Here is a 16888-nt window from a genome sequence, read left to right as displayed (position 1 = left end):
ATTTTCGCTGAGGTCCAACCAATTGTTGATTTCCTAATTGTGGCATTTTTATAAACTCACACTAAAAACGCAAGCTTGCCAATTTTTCTTCTTAACATAGTTATACGTTAGTAAATAAAAAACGTTTAATACAAAGTTAAGTTATTGATTGTTCTATTTTTGAGCGAAGATAATAAATGCTCAATTTATAGATCAAAATTGGATCACTATTAAGAGGGAAAAATACTTTTATGACTATTCGTGCAGGTATATTTTTAGAAAATTAAAATAAAAAAGTAAATAAATACGAAGAATACCCCAAAGTAAAAAATGAAATTTTATGTTTTTGAGTTGTTTTTTAATTACAAGTGGCTTTAATGGCGTGTTTAATTTAACCAATTTAAAGACTCAACAATAATAAAACTCGCATTAGTATTCTTAAATTCTTAAAAAAACAGCTTTAATAGAGCTATAAATCACGCAGATCGAACACAAAAACAACGAATAAACCTCTTTTTTCAATTTATGACTTTTATATGTTGACACTTTGCGGCTCCATCATTAATATTTCGCCCCGTTGAAAGGCAAGACGCTTCCCCCTTAGCTCAGTTGGTTAGAGCGACGGACTGTTAATCCGCAGGTCCCCCGTTCGAGTCGGGGAGGGGGAGCCAAGTTTTTCAACCATAAACGATTCCCCCTTAGCTCAGTTGGTTAGAGCGACGGACTGTTAATCCGCAGGTCCCCCGTTCGAGTCGGGGAGGGGGAGCCAAGTTTATGTTTATGATGTAGTTCCCCCTTAGCTCAGTTGGTTAGAGCGACGGACTGTTAATCCGCAGGTCCCCCGTTCGAGTCGGGGAGGGGGAGCCAAATCATCATAATAGTATCAGTACTTTAGTTCCCCCTTAGCTCAGTTGGTTAGAGCGACGGACTGTTAATCCGCAGGTCCCCCGTTCGAGTCGGGGAGGGGGAGCCAATTCTAAGAATTTCATAGACATTCCAAGCTATTTCCACTACTCTTCCTTACATAACTAAAGCATTAGTTTAATTCTTTAATGCGCTGTACTTAGTTTATTAATCAAGGACTTGATTCCTTCCCTTTTGATCATTAAAAGACTGAAAACATGGCTGGATTTAAAAAACTTATTTTTATACAAATTATCTCTTGGTTATTGTGTGTTGCAGCAGGAAGCTACTTCATATCTATAAGCTTTGATACTGCGGTAAGTGATGCACAAAAAAATGCACAAACAACTGTTACTAAGTATATTAATGACCTTTCTTTAGACGATATTTCTGCTCAAAATTTAAAACAATCAATTGCAGATGGTAATACGTTTTCAAGCTTTACTCTAAGAGATTACCAAGGTGCTGAAGTATTTAGCATTAACCCCCCTACTCAATTACCAATGTTTGCTGATTTTGTACTCTCTAACTTTAACTCTGTACGCCCACAGTTTGCTGTAAACGATGCCGCAGATATAAAAGTTGAATTTGTACTTAACATTGAGCATTTAGCGTCGCAGCTACAAACGTCCCTTTTTATTGTTATTTTGATTTCTGCCATTTTAGTTATTATTCCAATAATTCTAATGAAATCTATTTTTTATCATTTAAATAAAAATATAAGTACAACAGTTGCTGACATTATCGATATTTATATCAATCAAAACCAACTTGATAATGATTTAGAAACAGCATTAGATGGCACTCGATTGAAAAAAATGGGAAAAGATTTAGTACCTAGTTTTAATCGGTTATCACATTTTTTAAAAAACAAAAACGAAGACATACAAAGCGCTGCTATGACTATCAAGCATGAAGCGTACAAAGATGTAATTACCTCGCTTGGTAATCGTAATATGTTTGTTGAGTACTACGAAAAAAATATTGAAAACACTGAGCAAAGTACATTTGGCTCTTTAGCTATGGTTCGTTGTAGCGAACTACAAGCTATAAACCAAAGCCGTGGTTATCAAAAAGGTGACGAGTACGTTAAAGGCGTTGCTGATATTATTAAGCACATAAGCGGCACTTACACGGGTAGCCAAGTATTTAGATTAAACAGCTCTGATTTTGCGGTAGTACTCCCCCACATTCCTTTAAAAGAAGCTGAGCGCTTTGGTGAAAACCTGCAATCGCGCTTCACGCAGTACCAACAAAACCAAGAGTTAAGCTCGGTAGCTAATACGGGTATTGTGGGTTACGAAAAAGGTAAACCGTTAGGCGAACTGCTTTCTGTTGTTGATAACGCGATGAGCATGGCGCAGTCAAAACAAGTGAATGCATGGCATGTACAACGCGAAACCGATTTAGTTAATAACGTAAGTGCGGGGTTTGGTAATCAAAACTGGCGTAAGGTTATTAAGGAAGTTATTGAATCTAAGCGTGTGCATTTAGTGATGCAAAACATTATGCCGCTTGGTAAAAGCATAAAAGCCTACGCTGAAGTACAAGTTCGATTTAAAACAGAAGACAATCAGGTACTGCCTACCGCTTCTTTTTTAGCAATGGCCGAAAAACTTGATATGGCAATAGAAATTGATCGCTTAATCATCGACTCTTCTCTTGAAAAGGTTAAAAGCCGTAATTTATCTGAAAAGTTTTTTGGTTTAAACGTAACAGCCTCAAGTGCACACAACGATCAGTTTGTAATTTGGCTAGAGCGTCGATTATTGAAAGATACGCATATCGCATCTAAACTAGTATTTGAGGTAAGCGAGTTTGGTTTACAGCAAAACATCAAGGCTAGTAAGCGCTTTATCGACATGGTTCACCGTGTTGGCGCACGCGTTACAGTTGAACGTTTTGGTGTTGGTTTAACTTCATTTAAGTTTTTCCGCGATTTAAAACCTGACTTTATTAAAATGGATGCAAGTTATACTCGCGGCCTTGAAGACGATAAAAATAATCAGTACTTTATGCGCTTAATGGTCGATTTAGCCCACCGCATTGGTGTTAGCGTATTTGCTGAAGGCGTTGAGAGCCAAGAAGAGAAACACATTATAGAAACGTTGTGTTTAGATGGCGTTCAAGGTTATTACATAGAAAAACCTAAAGACATATAGTCTATTGGAGGCATCATGAAAAGAGTAGTTACCTTTATTATACTTTTTATTATGCCTTTGAGTTTGTACGCAAGCGCCCCGCAAAAAGAATTAGTTTTTAGCACTCACAACTATCCTCCATTTTCATTTATTGATGAAAGCAATAATGCCACTGGCCCCTTTGTTGATATACTTACCTTAGCGTGTAAACGCCTCAATTATAAATGTGAGTTTATTAGCGTACCAAATCGTCGCTCTAAGCTGATGTTAAAAAACCTGCAAGCTCAAGGAAACTTTCCTATGGGCTGGAATATTGACCGCAACGAATGGCTTTACTTTTCGATCCCGCTTATGAAAATGCAATATGGCTTTTTTCAACCTGAAGGTGCTAAAAAAACCATTAAAAGCCTCAATGATCTACAAAAAATGCAAATTGCTGTTTTTGGCCCTTCAAATGCATCTTTTCAACTAATCAAAATACAGCAACAAATGATCAAAGACGGATTGAGAGAATTTGATATCGTTTTACTCACTGATGCCAATGGTACGGGTGTAAAAATGATAGAAAATAACCGTATAGATGGATATTTTGCCAATACTTTACAAGCGCGCGCTAGGCTAAAACAATTTAACTTACATCATGTTAATTTGGCTTTTTTACAAAGCGAATCCCCCTATTTTATTGGGTTTAATAAAATTCAATTATCTACTGAACAAATCGCCCTATTTAATAAAGCACTATTAGATTTATACCAAGAACACGATCAATTTAAAGATATTTTAAAGCCGTATAATATTGATCCTATTCTAATTACACCTGAAATCTTAAGTCGCTTTAATATCATTACTGATTGAGTCGTTTATTTGCTTCTCATGTGTTGTTAATCGATAAAGAAAAAAGGATAATACCCACGTTTATTATAGCGTGAGGCACACATGACAGAATATGTCTTGTTATTGATTGGAACCGTTCTGGTTAATAACTTTGTATTAGTACAATTTTTAGGCTTATGTCCGTTTATGGGCGTATCAGGTAAGCTTGATACGGCGATCGGTATGTCTTTGGCAACCACGTTTGTGCTTACCCTTGCCTCTGTAACTAGCTATTTAGTTAATCAATATATTTTAATCCCTCTGGATATCGCCTTTTTACGCACCATGAGCTTTATTTTAGTGATTGCCGTTGTAGTGCAATTTACCGAAATGGTTGTGCGTAAAACCAGCCCTACTCTATATCGTTTATTAGGCATATTTTTACCGCTGATCACCACTAACTGTGCGGTATTAGGTGTGGCTTTATTAAATATCAAAGAAGATCATTCGTTTTTACAATCTGCGGTATATGGTTTTGGTGCTGCGGTTGGTTTTTCTTTAGTGCTTGTATTGTTTGCAGCACTACGAGAGCGTTTAGCAGCTGCTGACGTTCCTACGCCTTTTAAAGGCGCCTCTATTGCAATGATCACTGCAGGCTTAATGTCGATGGCGTTTATGGGTTTTACTGGATTAGTGAAGTTTTAATATGACCTTGTTTTATGCCTTGATAGCGATTGGTTCGCTAGCACTCATTTTTGGACTTATTTTAGGGTTTGCAGCAATTCGCTTTCGCGTTGAAGGTAACCCTATTGTTGAGCAAATTGATACTATTTTGCCGCAAACTCAATGCGGACAATGTGGCTACCCGGGCTGCCGCCCTTACGCCGAAGCCATAGCTAATGGCGATGAAATAAATAAATGCCCACCAGGCGGCGAATCAACCATGAAAAAGCTTGCCGGCTTAATGGGGGTTGATGAAAAACCACTTGCCGGTGGCGAGCAAGCAGAACCTATAAAAACAGTGGCTTATATTCGCGAAGATGAATGTATTGGCTGTACCAAATGTATTCAAGCCTGCCCAGTTGACGCTATTTTAGGCGCAACTCGTCAAATGCATACCGTGTTAATTGATGAATGTACTGGCTGTGATTTATGTGTTGAGCCTTGCCCTGTAGATTGCATTGATATGCTACCTGTAGCCGAAACTAAACAAAACTGGAAATGGCAGCTAGACGCTATTCCTGTTACACAAATAGATTAGAGGTTTGAGTGGACAAGTTACTTGAACAAATAAAAAAAGGCACCGTGTGGGCATTTCCTGGCGGCATACACCCACCACAACAAAAATCACTCTCTAATAGTGCGAGTATCACTCGCCTACCTTTGCCCGATAAACTCATTGTTGCGCTTAAGCAACACATAGGCGCAAACGGTAAGTTACTTGTAGAAAAAGGCCAACACGTCTTAAAAGGCCAACCACTAACAGAGCCTGCTGCTAACTGGTCGGTACCTGTGCATGCGCCAAGCTCTGGTGTGGTTACTGATATTGCACCTATGCCATCAGCACATCCATCGGCCCTGCCTGAACTAAGTGTTATTATTGAACCAGACGGCAAAGACGAATGGGTAGCTCTAAATAAAAATAAAAATCCTGCTGAACTTAGCCATGATGAGCTTATAAATATTATTCACCAAGCCGGTATTAGCGGTATGGGTGGTGCTGGTTTTCCTACTTATGTAAAAGCAGATACCAAGCAACCTATCGAATTTTTGATTGTAAATGCTGTTGAGTGCGAACCTTATATTACTGCCGATGACGTTTTAATGCGCGAACACGCTAAAGAAGTTATCCAAGGTATTGAAATAATGCAGCAACTTTTAAACCCAACACTGTGTATTGTGGGTATAGAAGATAACAAGCCTGAAGCTATTGCAGCAATGAAGCAAGCAGCTGAGCATAACTCAAAAATTATTATTCAAACGGTGCCAACTATTTATCCATCTGGCGGTGAAAAGCAATTAATTAAATTACTTACTAACCGTGAAGTTCCTAGCATTGGTATTCCAGCCGATATTGGTATTTTAGTGCATAACACGGGTACTTTGTATGCCGTACAACAAGCCGTTTATGAAGGCAAACCGCTAATTGAACGTATAGTTACAGTAACAGGCAACACTATTCATAAACCTGGAAATGTATGGGCACTACTTGGTACTGAAATAAAACACTTACTTGATTGCCAAGGGTTCTCGCCTGTGCCGCAGCAAAGTGTTGTGATGGGCGGCCCAATGATGGGCTTTACACTACCCACAGTACGTATTGGCATAGTTAAAACAACCAACTGTATTTTAGCGCCTGATCATAAAGAGCTAGCGGAACCCGGCCCTGAAAAAGCCTGTATACGTTGTAGCGCCTGTGCCGATGCCTGCCCTGCTTCTTTATTGCCACAACAATTGCAGTGGTTTGCTAAATCAAAAGAGTACGACAAGCTACAAGAGCACAATTTATTTGATTGTATTGAATGTGGTGCTTGTGCCTATGTGTGCCCAAGCGAAATCCCTCTTGTACAGTACTACCGTATAGCCAAAGTTGAAATTAAAGAACAACAAGCTGACAAAATTAAAGCCGACAGAGCAAAAGAGCGTTTTGATGCCCGAAAAGAACGTTTAGAGCGTGAGCAAGAAGAACGCCAAAACCGCCATAAACGCAAACCTGCTGCTAAGTCTGCTGACGAAAAGCAAAAAGTAGCTGAGGCACTAGCCCGTGTTAAAAATAAATCAGATAACGGCGATGAAAAATCAGCTGTTGCTGCCGCTATTGCACGCGCTAAAGCTAAAAAGCAAGAAGGCGAAGAACTAGAGCCAGACAACAGCGAAGTAGCAAAAGAGCGCGCACTACGTAAAGAACAAGCGCGTAAATATAAAGAGCAAAAATCGCAAACAGATGAATCGGCCGAGACTGCACCCGTTGATGATAAAAAATCAGCAGTAGCTGCAGCCATTGCGCGTGCTAAAGCTAAAAAAGCAACACAAGCATTAGATAACGCTGAACAAACAACAAGTGAAGAGCCACAAACTGATGCCCCTGTTGATGACAAAAAATCAGCAGTAGCGGCCGCCATTGCTCGTGCTAAAGCCAAAAAAGCAGCACAAGCATTAGAAGACGCTGAGCAGTCCGTGAGTGAAGTGCCACAAAGTGATGCCCCTGTTGATGACAAAAAGGCAGCAGTAGCGGCGGCCATAGCTCGTGCTAAAGCTAAAAAAGCAGCTAAAGCATTAGAAGACGCTGAGCAAACCGTGAGTGAAGAGCCACAAAGTGATGCCCCTGTTGATGATAAAAAAGCAGCGGTAGCGGCGGCCATAGCTCGTGCTAAAGCTAAAAAAGCAGCTAAAGCACTAGAAGATACCGAACAAACTCAGCTACAAGTTGATAGCGCAGCACCTAAGAGTGCAGAAAGTAACACCGATGACTCATCAGATCTTATTAACGTAGATAAACCTAAATCAGCCGACGATAAGAAAAAAGCCGCCGTGGCTGCTGCAATTGCGAGAGCAAAAGCTAAAAAGTTACAAAAAGAAGGAAATAATCAGTCATGAAATTAACCATGGCCAGTTCGCCGCATAATCACAGCCATAAATCGTTAACGCGATTAATGCTTAGCGTTATTGCTGCGTGTATTCCTGGGCTAATTGCTCAAGTTTTCTTTTTTGGAACAGGTGTACTTATTCAACTGGTGCTCGCGCTTGTTGCTGTAAGCGTATTTGAAGCTGCAATAATGCTAATACGAAAGCGCCCTGTTTGGCCTGCATTAAGTGATGGCAGTGCGTGGCTTACTGCCGTGTTATTGGCATTGAGTATCCCTCCACTTGCCCCTTGGTGGATAATCGTTATTGGCTGTTTATTTTCTATCGTTATAGTTAAACAGCTTTATGGCGGCCTTGGGTTTAACTTATTCAATCCAGCAATGGCGGCTTATGTACTGCTATTAGTTTCGTTTCCGGTGCAAATGACCGCATGGTTGCCTGTCACTGATTTAATAAATACGCCAATAGGCTTTGCAGATCAGCTAAGGCTAATATTTACCGATTTTACGGCCTCTGGGTTTAGCCTAGATCAAGTGCGCGCAGGGGTTGATGGCCTAACAATGGCAACCCCGCTGGATACTGTTAAAACAGACATAGCCCACGGTTTAACCGTTACCGAGAGCATGCAAAAGCCAATATTTAACGAATGGGCTGGCCTTGGTTGGGCATGGGTTAATTTAGGCTATTTAGTGGGTGGTTTATACTTACTAAAAGCAAAAATAATTAACTGGCATATTCCTGTCAGTTTTATCGTAACTTTAGCTGTATGTAGTGCTATTGGTTATATCGCATCACCAGGCACAGAGCCGGGCACCCTATTTCACTTATTAAGTGGTGCCACTATGATGGGAGCCTTTTTCATAGCAACCGATCCGGTATCTGCAGCAACAACTAACAAAGGGCGCTTAATTTATGGCGCGCTAATTGGCTTACTAATTTATTTAATTCGTACCTTTGGTGGTTTTCCTGATGCTATCGCATTTAGCGTATTACTGATTAATATTGCAGTCCCGCTAATAGACTACTACACACAGCCACGTACTTATGGCCATGGAGCAGTAAAATGATCATTTCGTCAATGGCTAAAAATGGTGCTATTTTAACTGCGTTTGCGTTAGCAACAACGGGCTTAGTTGCCTCTATCAACGCGCTTACTGCCGATAAAATTGCAGAGCAAGAACAACTGCAACTTACTGCGCAGCTACAAGAAGTGCTCGACCCAAAATCGTACGACAATCAATTATCACAAGATTGCGTAGTTATTACTGACGAAAAACTAGGCCCATACGCAAATCAAGTAATTTATCGTGCTCGTAAAAATAATAAACCAGTCGCTGTTGTTATTAGGCATGTTACGCCAAACGGCTACAGTGGCGATATTAACTTATTAACAGCGGTATTGACCGATGGCACTATTGCTGGCGTGCGTACGACTAAACACGAAGAAACCCCTGGTTTAGGCGACAAAGTAGAAGTTAAAAAATCACTTTGGATCACAACATTTAAAAGCTTAACGGTTGAAGGCGAAGAAGACGCTCGCTGGGCTGTTAAAAAAGATGGCGGCCAGTTTGATCAATTTACAGGCGCGACCATAACGCCACGTGCTGTTGTGGGCTCTGTTAAAAATGCCGTATTGTTCGCACAAACTAATTTTGATGATATTTTTGCAGCACCTAATGCCGAATGTATGGAGGTAGCTAAATGAGTGAGTTAAAAACATTATACAAAGAAGGTGTATGGGTAAATAACCCTGCCCTTGTACAGCTTTTAGGTTTATGTCCACTGCTTGCCGTTACCTCAACTGTAACAAATGCCTTAGGTTTAGGCTTAGCAACTTTACTCGTACTAATAGGCTCAAATGTTACCGTATCGATTGTGCGTAACTGGGTGCCAAAAGATATTCGTATACCTGTATTTGTAATGATCATCGCGGGCTTTGTAACAATAGTTCAATTACTTATGAACGCTTATACCTTTGGTTTATATCAATCATTGGGAATTTTTATCCCGTTGATTGTAACTAACTGCGCCATTATTGGCCGCGCCGAAGCATACGCCTCTAAAAATCCTGTTCATTTATCAGCATTTGACGGCTTAATGATGGGCTTAGGCTTTATGGCTGTATTGTTAGTATTAGGGGCTATGCGTGAATTAATTGGCCAAGGTACGCTGTTTGACGGAGCCGATTTATTACTTGGCCCATGGGCACAGAGCTTGCGTATAGAAGTATTTAACTTTGATAACAAGTTTTTACTGGCAATTTTACCACCGGGTGCCTTTCTAGGGCTTGGGCTGCTTATTGCTGCAAAAAACGTAATTGACGCACAAATAAAATCAAAACAAGTTGCACCGCCAGAGGCTGAAAAAGGCCCTCGAGCACGTGTTACTAGCTTAACTTAAGGGGAAAACGTATTAGAGCAACAATTTGCACTAATACGTTTTAAGTTGCATGAATAAAGAAAAACGTCACCAAATACTGTCGCGCCTGCGCGACGATAACCCGCACCCAGTTACAGAGCTTGAATATTCAAGCCCATTTGAGTTACTAGTAGCAGTAACTCTTTCAGCACAAGCAACTGATGTAGGCGTTAATAAAGCCACTCGAAAGTTGTTCCCTGTTGCTAATACACCACAAGCCATTTTAGATTTAGGTCACGATACACTGCGTGATTATATAAAAACCATCGGCTTATTTAACTCTAAAGCTGCCAACGTGTACAAAATGTGCCAAATATTGGTAGATGAACATAACAGCATCGTGCCAGAAAATCGTGAAGCCCTAGAAGCCCTACCAGGCGTTGGCCGTAAAACCGCTAATGTTGTACTCAACACAGCCTTTGGCTGGCCTGTAATAGCCGTGGATACTCATATATTTCGTGTATCTAACCGTACCAAGCTTGCCATGGGTAAAGATGTTGTCGCTGTAGAACAAAAGCTTGAAAAGGTTGTACCAAAAGAATTTAAAGTAGACGTTCACCATTGGCTAATACTACACGGGCGCTACACCTGCGTAGCACGTAAACCTAAATGTGGCAGCTGTATTATTGAAGACTTGTGTGAGTTTAAAGATAAAACAGAGTAACTATAGGCAGCCTTGAGCGATAACCAGACATTCAGGTGGGTTGTAATTGTCTTCGTAATAATAAAAGAATACTTTCCCTTTTTCACATGTTTAAATAAGCATAATACTTATAACTGGTAATAACTTACACTATTTGTTATTAATATAAGTTCACAAAATGAGGATGTTTTCGCACTAAAATAGGAAAAGTGCCCTCTGATAAAGTTGTTATACATTTAGAAGGAGGTGTAGTGATCCGTGCTCTTAAAATTTTAATTTTTGGACTATTTAGTGGACCAATTCTAGCCGAATTAATCGGTTTCATATCCCCTTTTGTCATGTTACGAAATGAAGAATTAGGTTATCAATTCCAAGATTCAGCTTATTACATCGGAGCATTTTCAAGTGTGTTTTTTTCAGTAGCATTGCTGTTCGCTGCTTTTAACACGTCAAAGATTTCCTATAAAATTGGGAGCTCTGTTATAGCTTTACTTTACATAATTTCCTCGTGTTATGTTTTTCTCGACAGTGAGAGCCGAATGGAAACGATAATCTATGGCTTAAATTATTTGTGCAGTGTGGCTAGTTTAACTTTAGGGGCCTTTATCGCCTTACACTGTTTTAAAAACACAACTCACTCTGTATATAAACATGCATAACAACTCAGTAAACTCGCTCACTACGTTCGCTGGGACGCATACACGCAGGGCGGCTTCGCTATTATGCTTACGTGCCTGCGCCCGTTATTGAAAAGTTATACGCTAGGAGTTTAAATGGAACTTAACCAGGTTACTTTACCAGTAAAAGATATGGATATTGCTGTTAACTTTTATCTAAAACTCGGCTTCACTCAAATTGTCGATACGCCCCATTACACAAGGTTTTCTTGCCCAGATGGGAATTCTACTTTTTCCTTATCACTCGAATCCAGTGAATTTGAAAACAGTTCTGTGATTTACTTCGAGCATGAAAAACTTGATGAACTTTGTGCTGAGTTGACCAAAAAAGGTTTTCAGTTTGAACAACAGCCGACAGAGCAACGGTACTTGTGGAAAGAAGCAATACTTAAAGATCCGTCTGGTAATAAAATCAAACTTTACTGGGCAGGTGAAAACCGCTTAAATTTTCCTTGGAAAGTTGAGAAACGTATATAAAAAGTGACTAAGTTTATGAGCGTCAGCTCAGCACATAACCATCACTCAGTAATGATACCTTCAAAGAAAAATGTACTGTCAAAGCAGTCCTTCAGCGTGATAATTTTTTTAAAAAAGTATCTGTTGTAAAGTTAAGAAAAGCTTTCACTTTAGGTATCTTTGCGCGATGCTTTGGATATAGCACATAAACATCGATATCACTCATACCCCATTTGGGAAGGATGTTGATTAATTCTGCATTGCTGATTGCTTTTTTACACATATAGCTGGGTAAGAGTGCAATACCTTCACCGTCAATAGTCGCCTGCTTTACGACAGAAAAATCATCAACAGCAAGCCTTGGATTTAGCTGAACTATTTCTTTTTTTTCCTTTGATATAAGCTCTACCTTATTATCGCTACCAAGCATACGCATTAACAATAAGTGATGATTACACAGCTCACCAATTTCTTTGGGCTCATTGTTAAGCTTTAAATAGGAAGGGCTTGCATAGAATTTTCTTTGAGCACTTCCTAATCGTTTACCAATTAAACGTGAATCATCTAAGTCACCAATCCGAATTAAAAGATCAAAGCCCTCTTCAATAAGATCAACTTGGTGATTAGCTAAACTTAGTTCTATATTGATATCGGGGTATTTGCGTAAAAATGAAGAGATAACCGGTTTGATGATTTGCTGACCTATAGTCACCGATGCGCCAATTCTTATCGTGCCTTTATAACTGTGAAGTATTTCAGAAACGGTAGCATCAGCTAAATCGATTTCCTCACGAATGCGTTTGCAATGTGTTAGAAAGCGTGTACCTACCTCTGTTAAATTTTGTGAGCGTGTTGACCTTTCAAGCAGTGTCACCCCTAATTTTTGCTCCAACCGTGATACCTTGCGACTAACACTAGCTTTAGGTATGCCTAAACGTTTAGCACCAACAGTAAAACTACCAGCCTCAACCACTGCAAGGAAAACTAACAGGTCATCCACATCATAATTCATATAATTTCTAATTGTTGTTGAAAGTGGAATTATCTTATCAAAAAGCCCTTATATATAAAACAGTAAATAGCGCCTATGATTGCTTTATTAACAGATATGACAGGAGTATGAAATGCATATACTTTCAAAAAACACCCTCACTTTGGGAGGTTTTGCAGGTTTACGTGAACATCGATTAGTGACAGACACACAGCTTTTTGGGCAACGCAAATCACCTGAAACATCAGAAGGCTTAGGCAATTTTGTTTATTTGGCTGATGCACAGTTTAACCCACATGGTGAAACAGGTATGCATTCGCATATGGAGATTGATGTAATTTCGGTGATGATTGATGGTCAAGTTAGCCACGAAGGATCGTTGGAAAACGGTCAAGGTCTTGAAAAGGGCGATGTGCAGGTGCAGCGGGCTGGTGGAGAGGGCTTTTCGCATAATGAAATCAACCCCGACAGCCAAAGAAATCGAATGATACAACTATGGGCATTGCCTGAAGAGAAGGGCCAACCAGCGGGTTACAAATATTACTCGCCAAAAGCTCAAGGTGTAACACGCATCTATGGGGGGAGTAAAGAGCAGTCCGACACATTCAATAGCTCGACAATTATCGACATCATAAAACTTGATGTCGGCAAAAGCATTCAATTACCAAATGAGTCTTTGGTATACGTAACAGATGGAAGCGCTGAATTTACTGAAGCCAATGACAGACAGGCTATTCAAGACGGCGACCTAATTCGAAGCATTGATGCTGAAGTAAAAGCAATTACGCCACTTAGCATGATAGTCGTACATCAATAATTACAAACCATCAGGAGAAAGAAATGAATAAGTTTACTGAAATGCTAACTATAGATAACGCCGTTTTGGCAATGATAGACCATCAAACAGGCTTATTGGTTAGTTGTAGAGACCAAGATCCGCATTTGATGACACAAAATATCAAGGGGTTGTGTTCATTAGCAAAAACCGTGGGCATGCCATCCATTATTACTGCCAGTATGCCTGATGGACCTAACGGGCCTATCATGACTGAAATTACAGATATTTTAGGCGATGATATAATAGAGCGTGCTGGTGAGATTAATGCATGGAAAAGCCCTGAGTTTAAACAAGCCATTAAAGCCACTGGCCGAAAGAAAATTATCATGGCAGGTATTGTGACTGATGTTTGTTTACTATTTCCAGCCATATCAGCCGTTGCTGAGGGGTACGATGTATATGCCGTTGTTGATGCTTCTGGCACTTGGAATAAAGCTGTAACTGATGCTGCTATGCATCGAATGACACAAGCTGGTGTGAAAGTGGTCACATGGGCATCTGTATTAGTGGAAGTGATGGATGACTGGCGAAGCGAGCATGGCATAGCGCTCGGCGGAGTGTTGGGCGAACATACAAGCTATCGTTGGGTGTATAACAGTTTCCTTCAGGCCAGTGGCCAGAACTAAAACCATTTGGCCGTATGTGAGTACGGCCGTTATTTAAAATTCTTGATAAATGTATTGACTATGAATAATGTAAAAAAACCTAATCAACATATCATAGCGCTGATTTCATTCTTAGCGCTCGTACCTTTGGTTTATTTTATCCCTGATTTTATTGGGCGGTATGTAACAGATAATAAGTTGCTCAACGTTATCGTAGCTGTAGGTATTATTGTGCCATTAATTTCTTATGTTGTTGTACCACTCTCACTAAAATTACTTGATAAGAAGTTAGATTAAGGACCATTTAATTTTAGAAGCAGAAATTGTCAAAGTGAACAAACAGACCGCTTACTGCTAACTAAAGCAAGTCAACAAGTTGCTATGAGTGCTATTGGCACGTGCCAGACTCTAACTTCGAGTCTGGCTTAGCTTCAAATTTAAGCATCGATCTGTTCTGATACTTCTAACGTATCATCAACTTCTATTCCCAAGTATCTGACAGTGCTCTCTAGTTTTCTATGGCCAAGTAGAAGCTGACAGGCTCTTAAATTTTTAGTTTTTTTGTAAATTAGTGATGGTTTGGTACGTCTCATTGAATGAGTACCATATTGAGTCTTATCTAACCCAATTGAGGTGACCCAAGAGTCAACTATACGTCCATATTGACGGGTTGAGAGGTGTGCAGAAGAATGAACTCGTGATTTAAACAAGTAATCATAAGAATTGAGACTAAATTGCTCTATGAGCGCCACAATTGAGATCCTTGTATTTCCAGTAATTTCAAATTGAACAGGCATACCAGTTTTATTTTGAACGACTATTGCCCTTGATTGGATTGTTTTACCATGTGCGATGTCGTTAACTTTTAGTGAAACTAAGTCACATCCTCTTAGTTTGCTATCTATGGCTAGGTTAAATAGTGCTAGATCTCTTATTTTATGAAAAAGTTCTAGTCGTATTCGGATAGCCCATATTTGCTGTAATTTCAGAGGTAACTTTTGTCCTACAAGCTTATTTTTATTCCAAGGCTCTTTAGGCTGATATATTGTTAACTGATGCATTAGTTGTACTCCGGTGTTTATGGAGTTTTAAGCTTAGCCCGCTACAAAAGAATTCGGGTATGAGCGATGAGCTGACGTTGAGGTTGACTAAATATCGTAGTTCTTGATTGGTCAAACTGCTCTTTGCGCATATATTCATAAAAATGAGCGACGCGCGCATATTGTTCTATTAAACTTTACTTTAAAGCTTTAAAAAACTTTTGGTAGTAATGCTTTAGGTTATTTGTTAAAAGTAGATGAATAAGCGTCTAGTCGGCAGAAATATGCGCGATGAGCGCACTATTAAATTGTTATACAAGTAGCTGATGATTATAGATAAAGTGGTAGAAATAATTTCACAAGAAATGAATTTGCCTATTGAATCGATTTCAATGGACAGTACTTTTTTAGTCGATTTGAATATCGACGGCGATGACGCTTGGGAAGTTTTTGAGCGTTGTTATGAACAATTTAACTTAGATCTATGCAACTTGAAATTCACAGATTATTTCAGCTCAGAGCCTTGCTACAAGGGAGCTTTCTATATGTTTCGTAAGCTAAAGTTAAAAGACGAGCATTTAGCAAGGAAAAAGGAAAGATTTACTGTAGCTGATTTAGTCAATGCTTGTGAACAAGGTGATTTTGAAAAACTTGTATAACAACTCAATAAACTCACTCACTTCGTTCGCTGGGACGCATACACGCGGGGCGGCTGCGCCATTATGCCCCACATGTCTGCGCCCGTTATTGAAAAGTTACATATACAAAGTAATCCACATCATATGAATAAATTGCAGAAATGGATTTTAAAGGGCTTACTAACAAAGCCATGCCCAACTCGCATTCCAAGAACAGGCGATAGCGGTAAGCAAGTCAATTGCTATTCGATCAGTTTATATGAAGGCAATATCCCAATTATGCTGGTTAACTCTATTGATGATAACTGTCTAAGTGGCAGCCATTTTGAGGGAGGTGGTTTTCGCACCGATGCATCTATTCCTTTCAATCTAACGAAAGGATTAAATATCAGGATTGAACATTATCACGGCCTCATTACACATACATACACAGGGTTAATCGACTTCGCAATTCATGAGTGGACAAAATTTTATAGGCTCCAATCTATTTTTGCTCTAGCAAAGCATTCTGTTCCGCAGTTCTTCTTTAATAAAAAGAAACTTCAGCTTCCCAAACGAATGTCAATTCTAGAAGCAATAATTGCAAAACAATCCGAGGAGCCCGAAAAGGCATTTAGTTCTTTAGATCTTATGAGCTATATGTATTCTCTCAGGTGGTATCTTCACCCTCAGAGATCAGAGTTGCGGAAAAAGATGGATTTATATTTATCGTCATTTGAGGCTTCTGGCGAGCTTAGACGTAACGGTGGCAAACTTGAATATTTTATAACCGGGAAAGCCGTATCAACTCTTGAACAGTATCAAATAGAAACTGCCAGAGCTAAAGATGCTGAATCTTCTAATACTTGGATGCTTAGGCTTACTGCTATTTTGGCATTTTTCGCTGCATTTCAATCAGGTCTAATTACTTCACCCGCATTGATTGATTTAGGGGAGGTATGGCAATGGCTAATATCATACATGTAACAAGTCAAGGCAGCATCGCCACTACGTGGCTGGACGCGCTAACGTGCGCCGCTGCTTGAGTCGTTACGAACGTCCGCTTCACGCCCTGAGGCATTCAACAAGCTTTTTCTACCACTAAAAGAGGAGAACCTTTCTCTTTTAGTGCTTTTAAATATTTTGATTCATCATAAGCTTTTCCTGTTTTCCAGCACCTAA

General features: G+C 39.6%; 18 protein-coding genes and 4 tRNA genes. 20 read left to right on the top strand and 2 right to left on the bottom strand.

What is annotated here, in order from left to right; all coding sequences use genetic code 11:
• The first annotated feature begins 573 nt into the window (after positions 1-573).
• The 15 genes from H5087_RS17090 (at position 574) to H5087_RS17020 (ending at position 11636) form a co-directional block, all read left to right on the top strand.
• Positions 574-650: transfer RNA gene (locus tag H5087_RS17090), tRNA-Asn, on the top strand.
• Positions 651-671: 21 nt separating this feature from the next.
• A tRNA-Asn gene (locus H5087_RS17085) sits at positions 672-748 on the top strand.
• Positions 749-769: 21 nt separating this feature from the next.
• Positions 770-846, top strand: a tRNA-Asn gene (locus H5087_RS17080).
• A gap of 29 nt (positions 847-875) precedes the next feature.
• Positions 876-952: transfer RNA gene (locus H5087_RS17075), tRNA-Asn, on the top strand.
• Positions 953-1100: 148 nt separating this feature from the next.
• Entirely contained in the window at positions 1101-3044 is a 1944-nt protein-coding gene (locus H5087_RS17070; protein ID WP_039487283.1) for an EAL domain-containing protein, read from the top strand.
• Positions 3045-3059: 15 nt separating this feature from the next.
• Positions 3060-3878: an ABC transporter substrate-binding protein gene (locus H5087_RS17065; protein WP_182672806.1), complete on the top strand. Its 819-nt coding sequence runs from the start codon at positions 3060-3062 to the stop codon at positions 3876-3878.
• Positions 3879-3959: 81 nt separating this feature from the next.
• Entirely contained in the window at positions 3960-4541 is a 582-nt protein-coding gene (gene rsxA / locus H5087_RS17060) for an electron transport complex subunit RsxA (RefSeq protein ID WP_008172491.1), read from the top strand.
• Position 4542: 1 nt separating this feature from the next.
• A complete protein-coding gene (gene rsxB / locus H5087_RS17055) occupies positions 4543-5097 on the top strand; it encodes an electron transport complex subunit RsxB (protein ID WP_007585357.1) in 555 nt (184 codons plus the stop codon).
• A gap of 8 nt (positions 5098-5105) precedes the next feature.
• Entirely contained in the window at positions 5106-7433 is a 2328-nt protein-coding gene (rsxC, locus tag H5087_RS17050; RefSeq protein ID WP_182672805.1) for an electron transport complex subunit RsxC, read from the top strand.
• On the top strand, positions 7430-8488 hold the full coding sequence (rsxD, locus tag H5087_RS17045) for an electron transport complex subunit RsxD (RefSeq protein WP_154903409.1): 1059 nt from the start codon (positions 7430-7432) through the stop codon (positions 8486-8488). Before rsxC ends, rsxD begins: the two co-directional genes overlap by 4 nt.
• Positions 8485-9126: an electron transport complex subunit RsxG gene (gene rsxG / locus H5087_RS17040; RefSeq protein WP_182672804.1), complete on the top strand. Its 642-nt coding sequence runs from the start codon at positions 8485-8487 to the stop codon at positions 9124-9126. The genes rsxD and rsxG overlap by 4 nt, the downstream gene beginning before the upstream one ends.
• Positions 9123-9821 carry an electron transport complex subunit E gene (locus tag H5087_RS17035; protein ID WP_182672803.1) on the top strand — a complete coding sequence of 233 codons (699 nt, stop codon included), beginning with the start codon at positions 9123-9125 and terminating at the stop codon, positions 9819-9821. Before rsxG ends, H5087_RS17035 begins: the two co-directional genes overlap by 4 nt.
• 49 nt (positions 9822-9870) lie before the next feature.
• A complete protein-coding gene (gene nth / locus H5087_RS17030; RefSeq protein WP_024595475.1) occupies positions 9871-10503 on the top strand; it encodes an endonuclease III in 633 nt (210 codons plus the stop codon).
• 230 nt (positions 10504-10733) lie between these two features.
• On the top strand, positions 10734-11141 hold the full coding sequence (locus H5087_RS17025; RefSeq protein WP_182672802.1) for a hypothetical protein: 408 nt from the start codon (positions 10734-10736) through the stop codon (positions 11139-11141).
• Between the two features lie 114 nt (positions 11142-11255).
• Positions 11256-11636: a VOC family protein gene (locus H5087_RS17020; RefSeq protein ID WP_182672801.1), complete on the top strand. Its 381-nt coding sequence runs from the start codon at positions 11256-11258 to the stop codon at positions 11634-11636.
• 91 nt (positions 11637-11727) lie between these two features.
• Here H5087_RS17020 and H5087_RS17015 read toward each other — a convergent pair whose 3' ends face one another.
• The gene (locus H5087_RS17015) at positions 11728-12627 is read right to left on the bottom strand and encodes a LysR family transcriptional regulator (protein WP_182672800.1); all 900 of its coding nucleotides are present in this window, start codon (positions 12625-12627) and stop codon (positions 11728-11730) included.
• 112 nt (positions 12628-12739) lie between these two features.
• Here H5087_RS17015 and H5087_RS17010 point away from each other — a divergent pair, with 112 nt between their 5' ends.
• The 3 genes from H5087_RS17010 to H5087_RS17000 all read left to right on the top strand — a co-directional run bounded on the left by H5087_RS17010 (position 12740) and on the right by H5087_RS17000 (position 14346).
• Positions 12740-13423, top strand: a complete 684-nt coding sequence (locus H5087_RS17010; protein WP_182672799.1) for a pirin family protein — start codon at positions 12740-12742, stop codon at positions 13421-13423.
• A 71-nt stretch (positions 13424-13494) separates the two neighbouring features.
• Entirely contained in the window at positions 13495-14070 is a 576-nt protein-coding gene (locus H5087_RS17005; RefSeq protein ID WP_259397784.1) for an isochorismatase family protein, read from the top strand.
• Between the two features lie 60 nt (positions 14071-14130).
• Complete coding sequence (locus H5087_RS17000) at positions 14131-14346, top strand: hypothetical protein (protein ID WP_024594841.1); 216 nt, start codon at positions 14131-14133, stop codon at positions 14344-14346.
• A 140-nt stretch (positions 14347-14486) separates the two neighbouring features.
• On the opposite strand, the gene H5087_RS16995 is transcribed toward H5087_RS17000, so the two are convergent.
• Entirely contained in the window at positions 14487-15110 is a 624-nt protein-coding gene (locus H5087_RS16995) for a tyrosine-type recombinase/integrase (protein WP_182672797.1), read from the bottom strand.
• Positions 15111-15415: 305 nt separating this feature from the next.
• On the opposite strand from H5087_RS16995, the gene H5087_RS16990 reads away from it, so the two are divergent.
• Positions 15416-15748, top strand: coding sequence for a DUF1493 family protein (locus H5087_RS16990; protein WP_182672796.1), 333 nt, complete (start codon positions 15416-15418; stop codon positions 15746-15748).
• A 72-nt stretch (positions 15749-15820) separates the two neighbouring features.
• Complete coding sequence (locus H5087_RS16985; protein WP_182672795.1) at positions 15821-16693, top strand: hypothetical protein; 873 nt, start codon at positions 15821-15823, stop codon at positions 16691-16693.
• The last annotated feature ends 195 nt before the right edge of the window (positions 16694-16888 follow it).

Origin of the sequence: Pseudoalteromonas sp. SR43-7, from assembly GCF_014163785.1 — a bacterium.
Classification (GTDB): Bacteria; Pseudomonadota; Gammaproteobacteria; order Enterobacterales; family Alteromonadaceae; genus Pseudoalteromonas; species Pseudoalteromonas distincta.
This window is presented reverse-complemented; position numbering and strand designations above follow the sequence as displayed.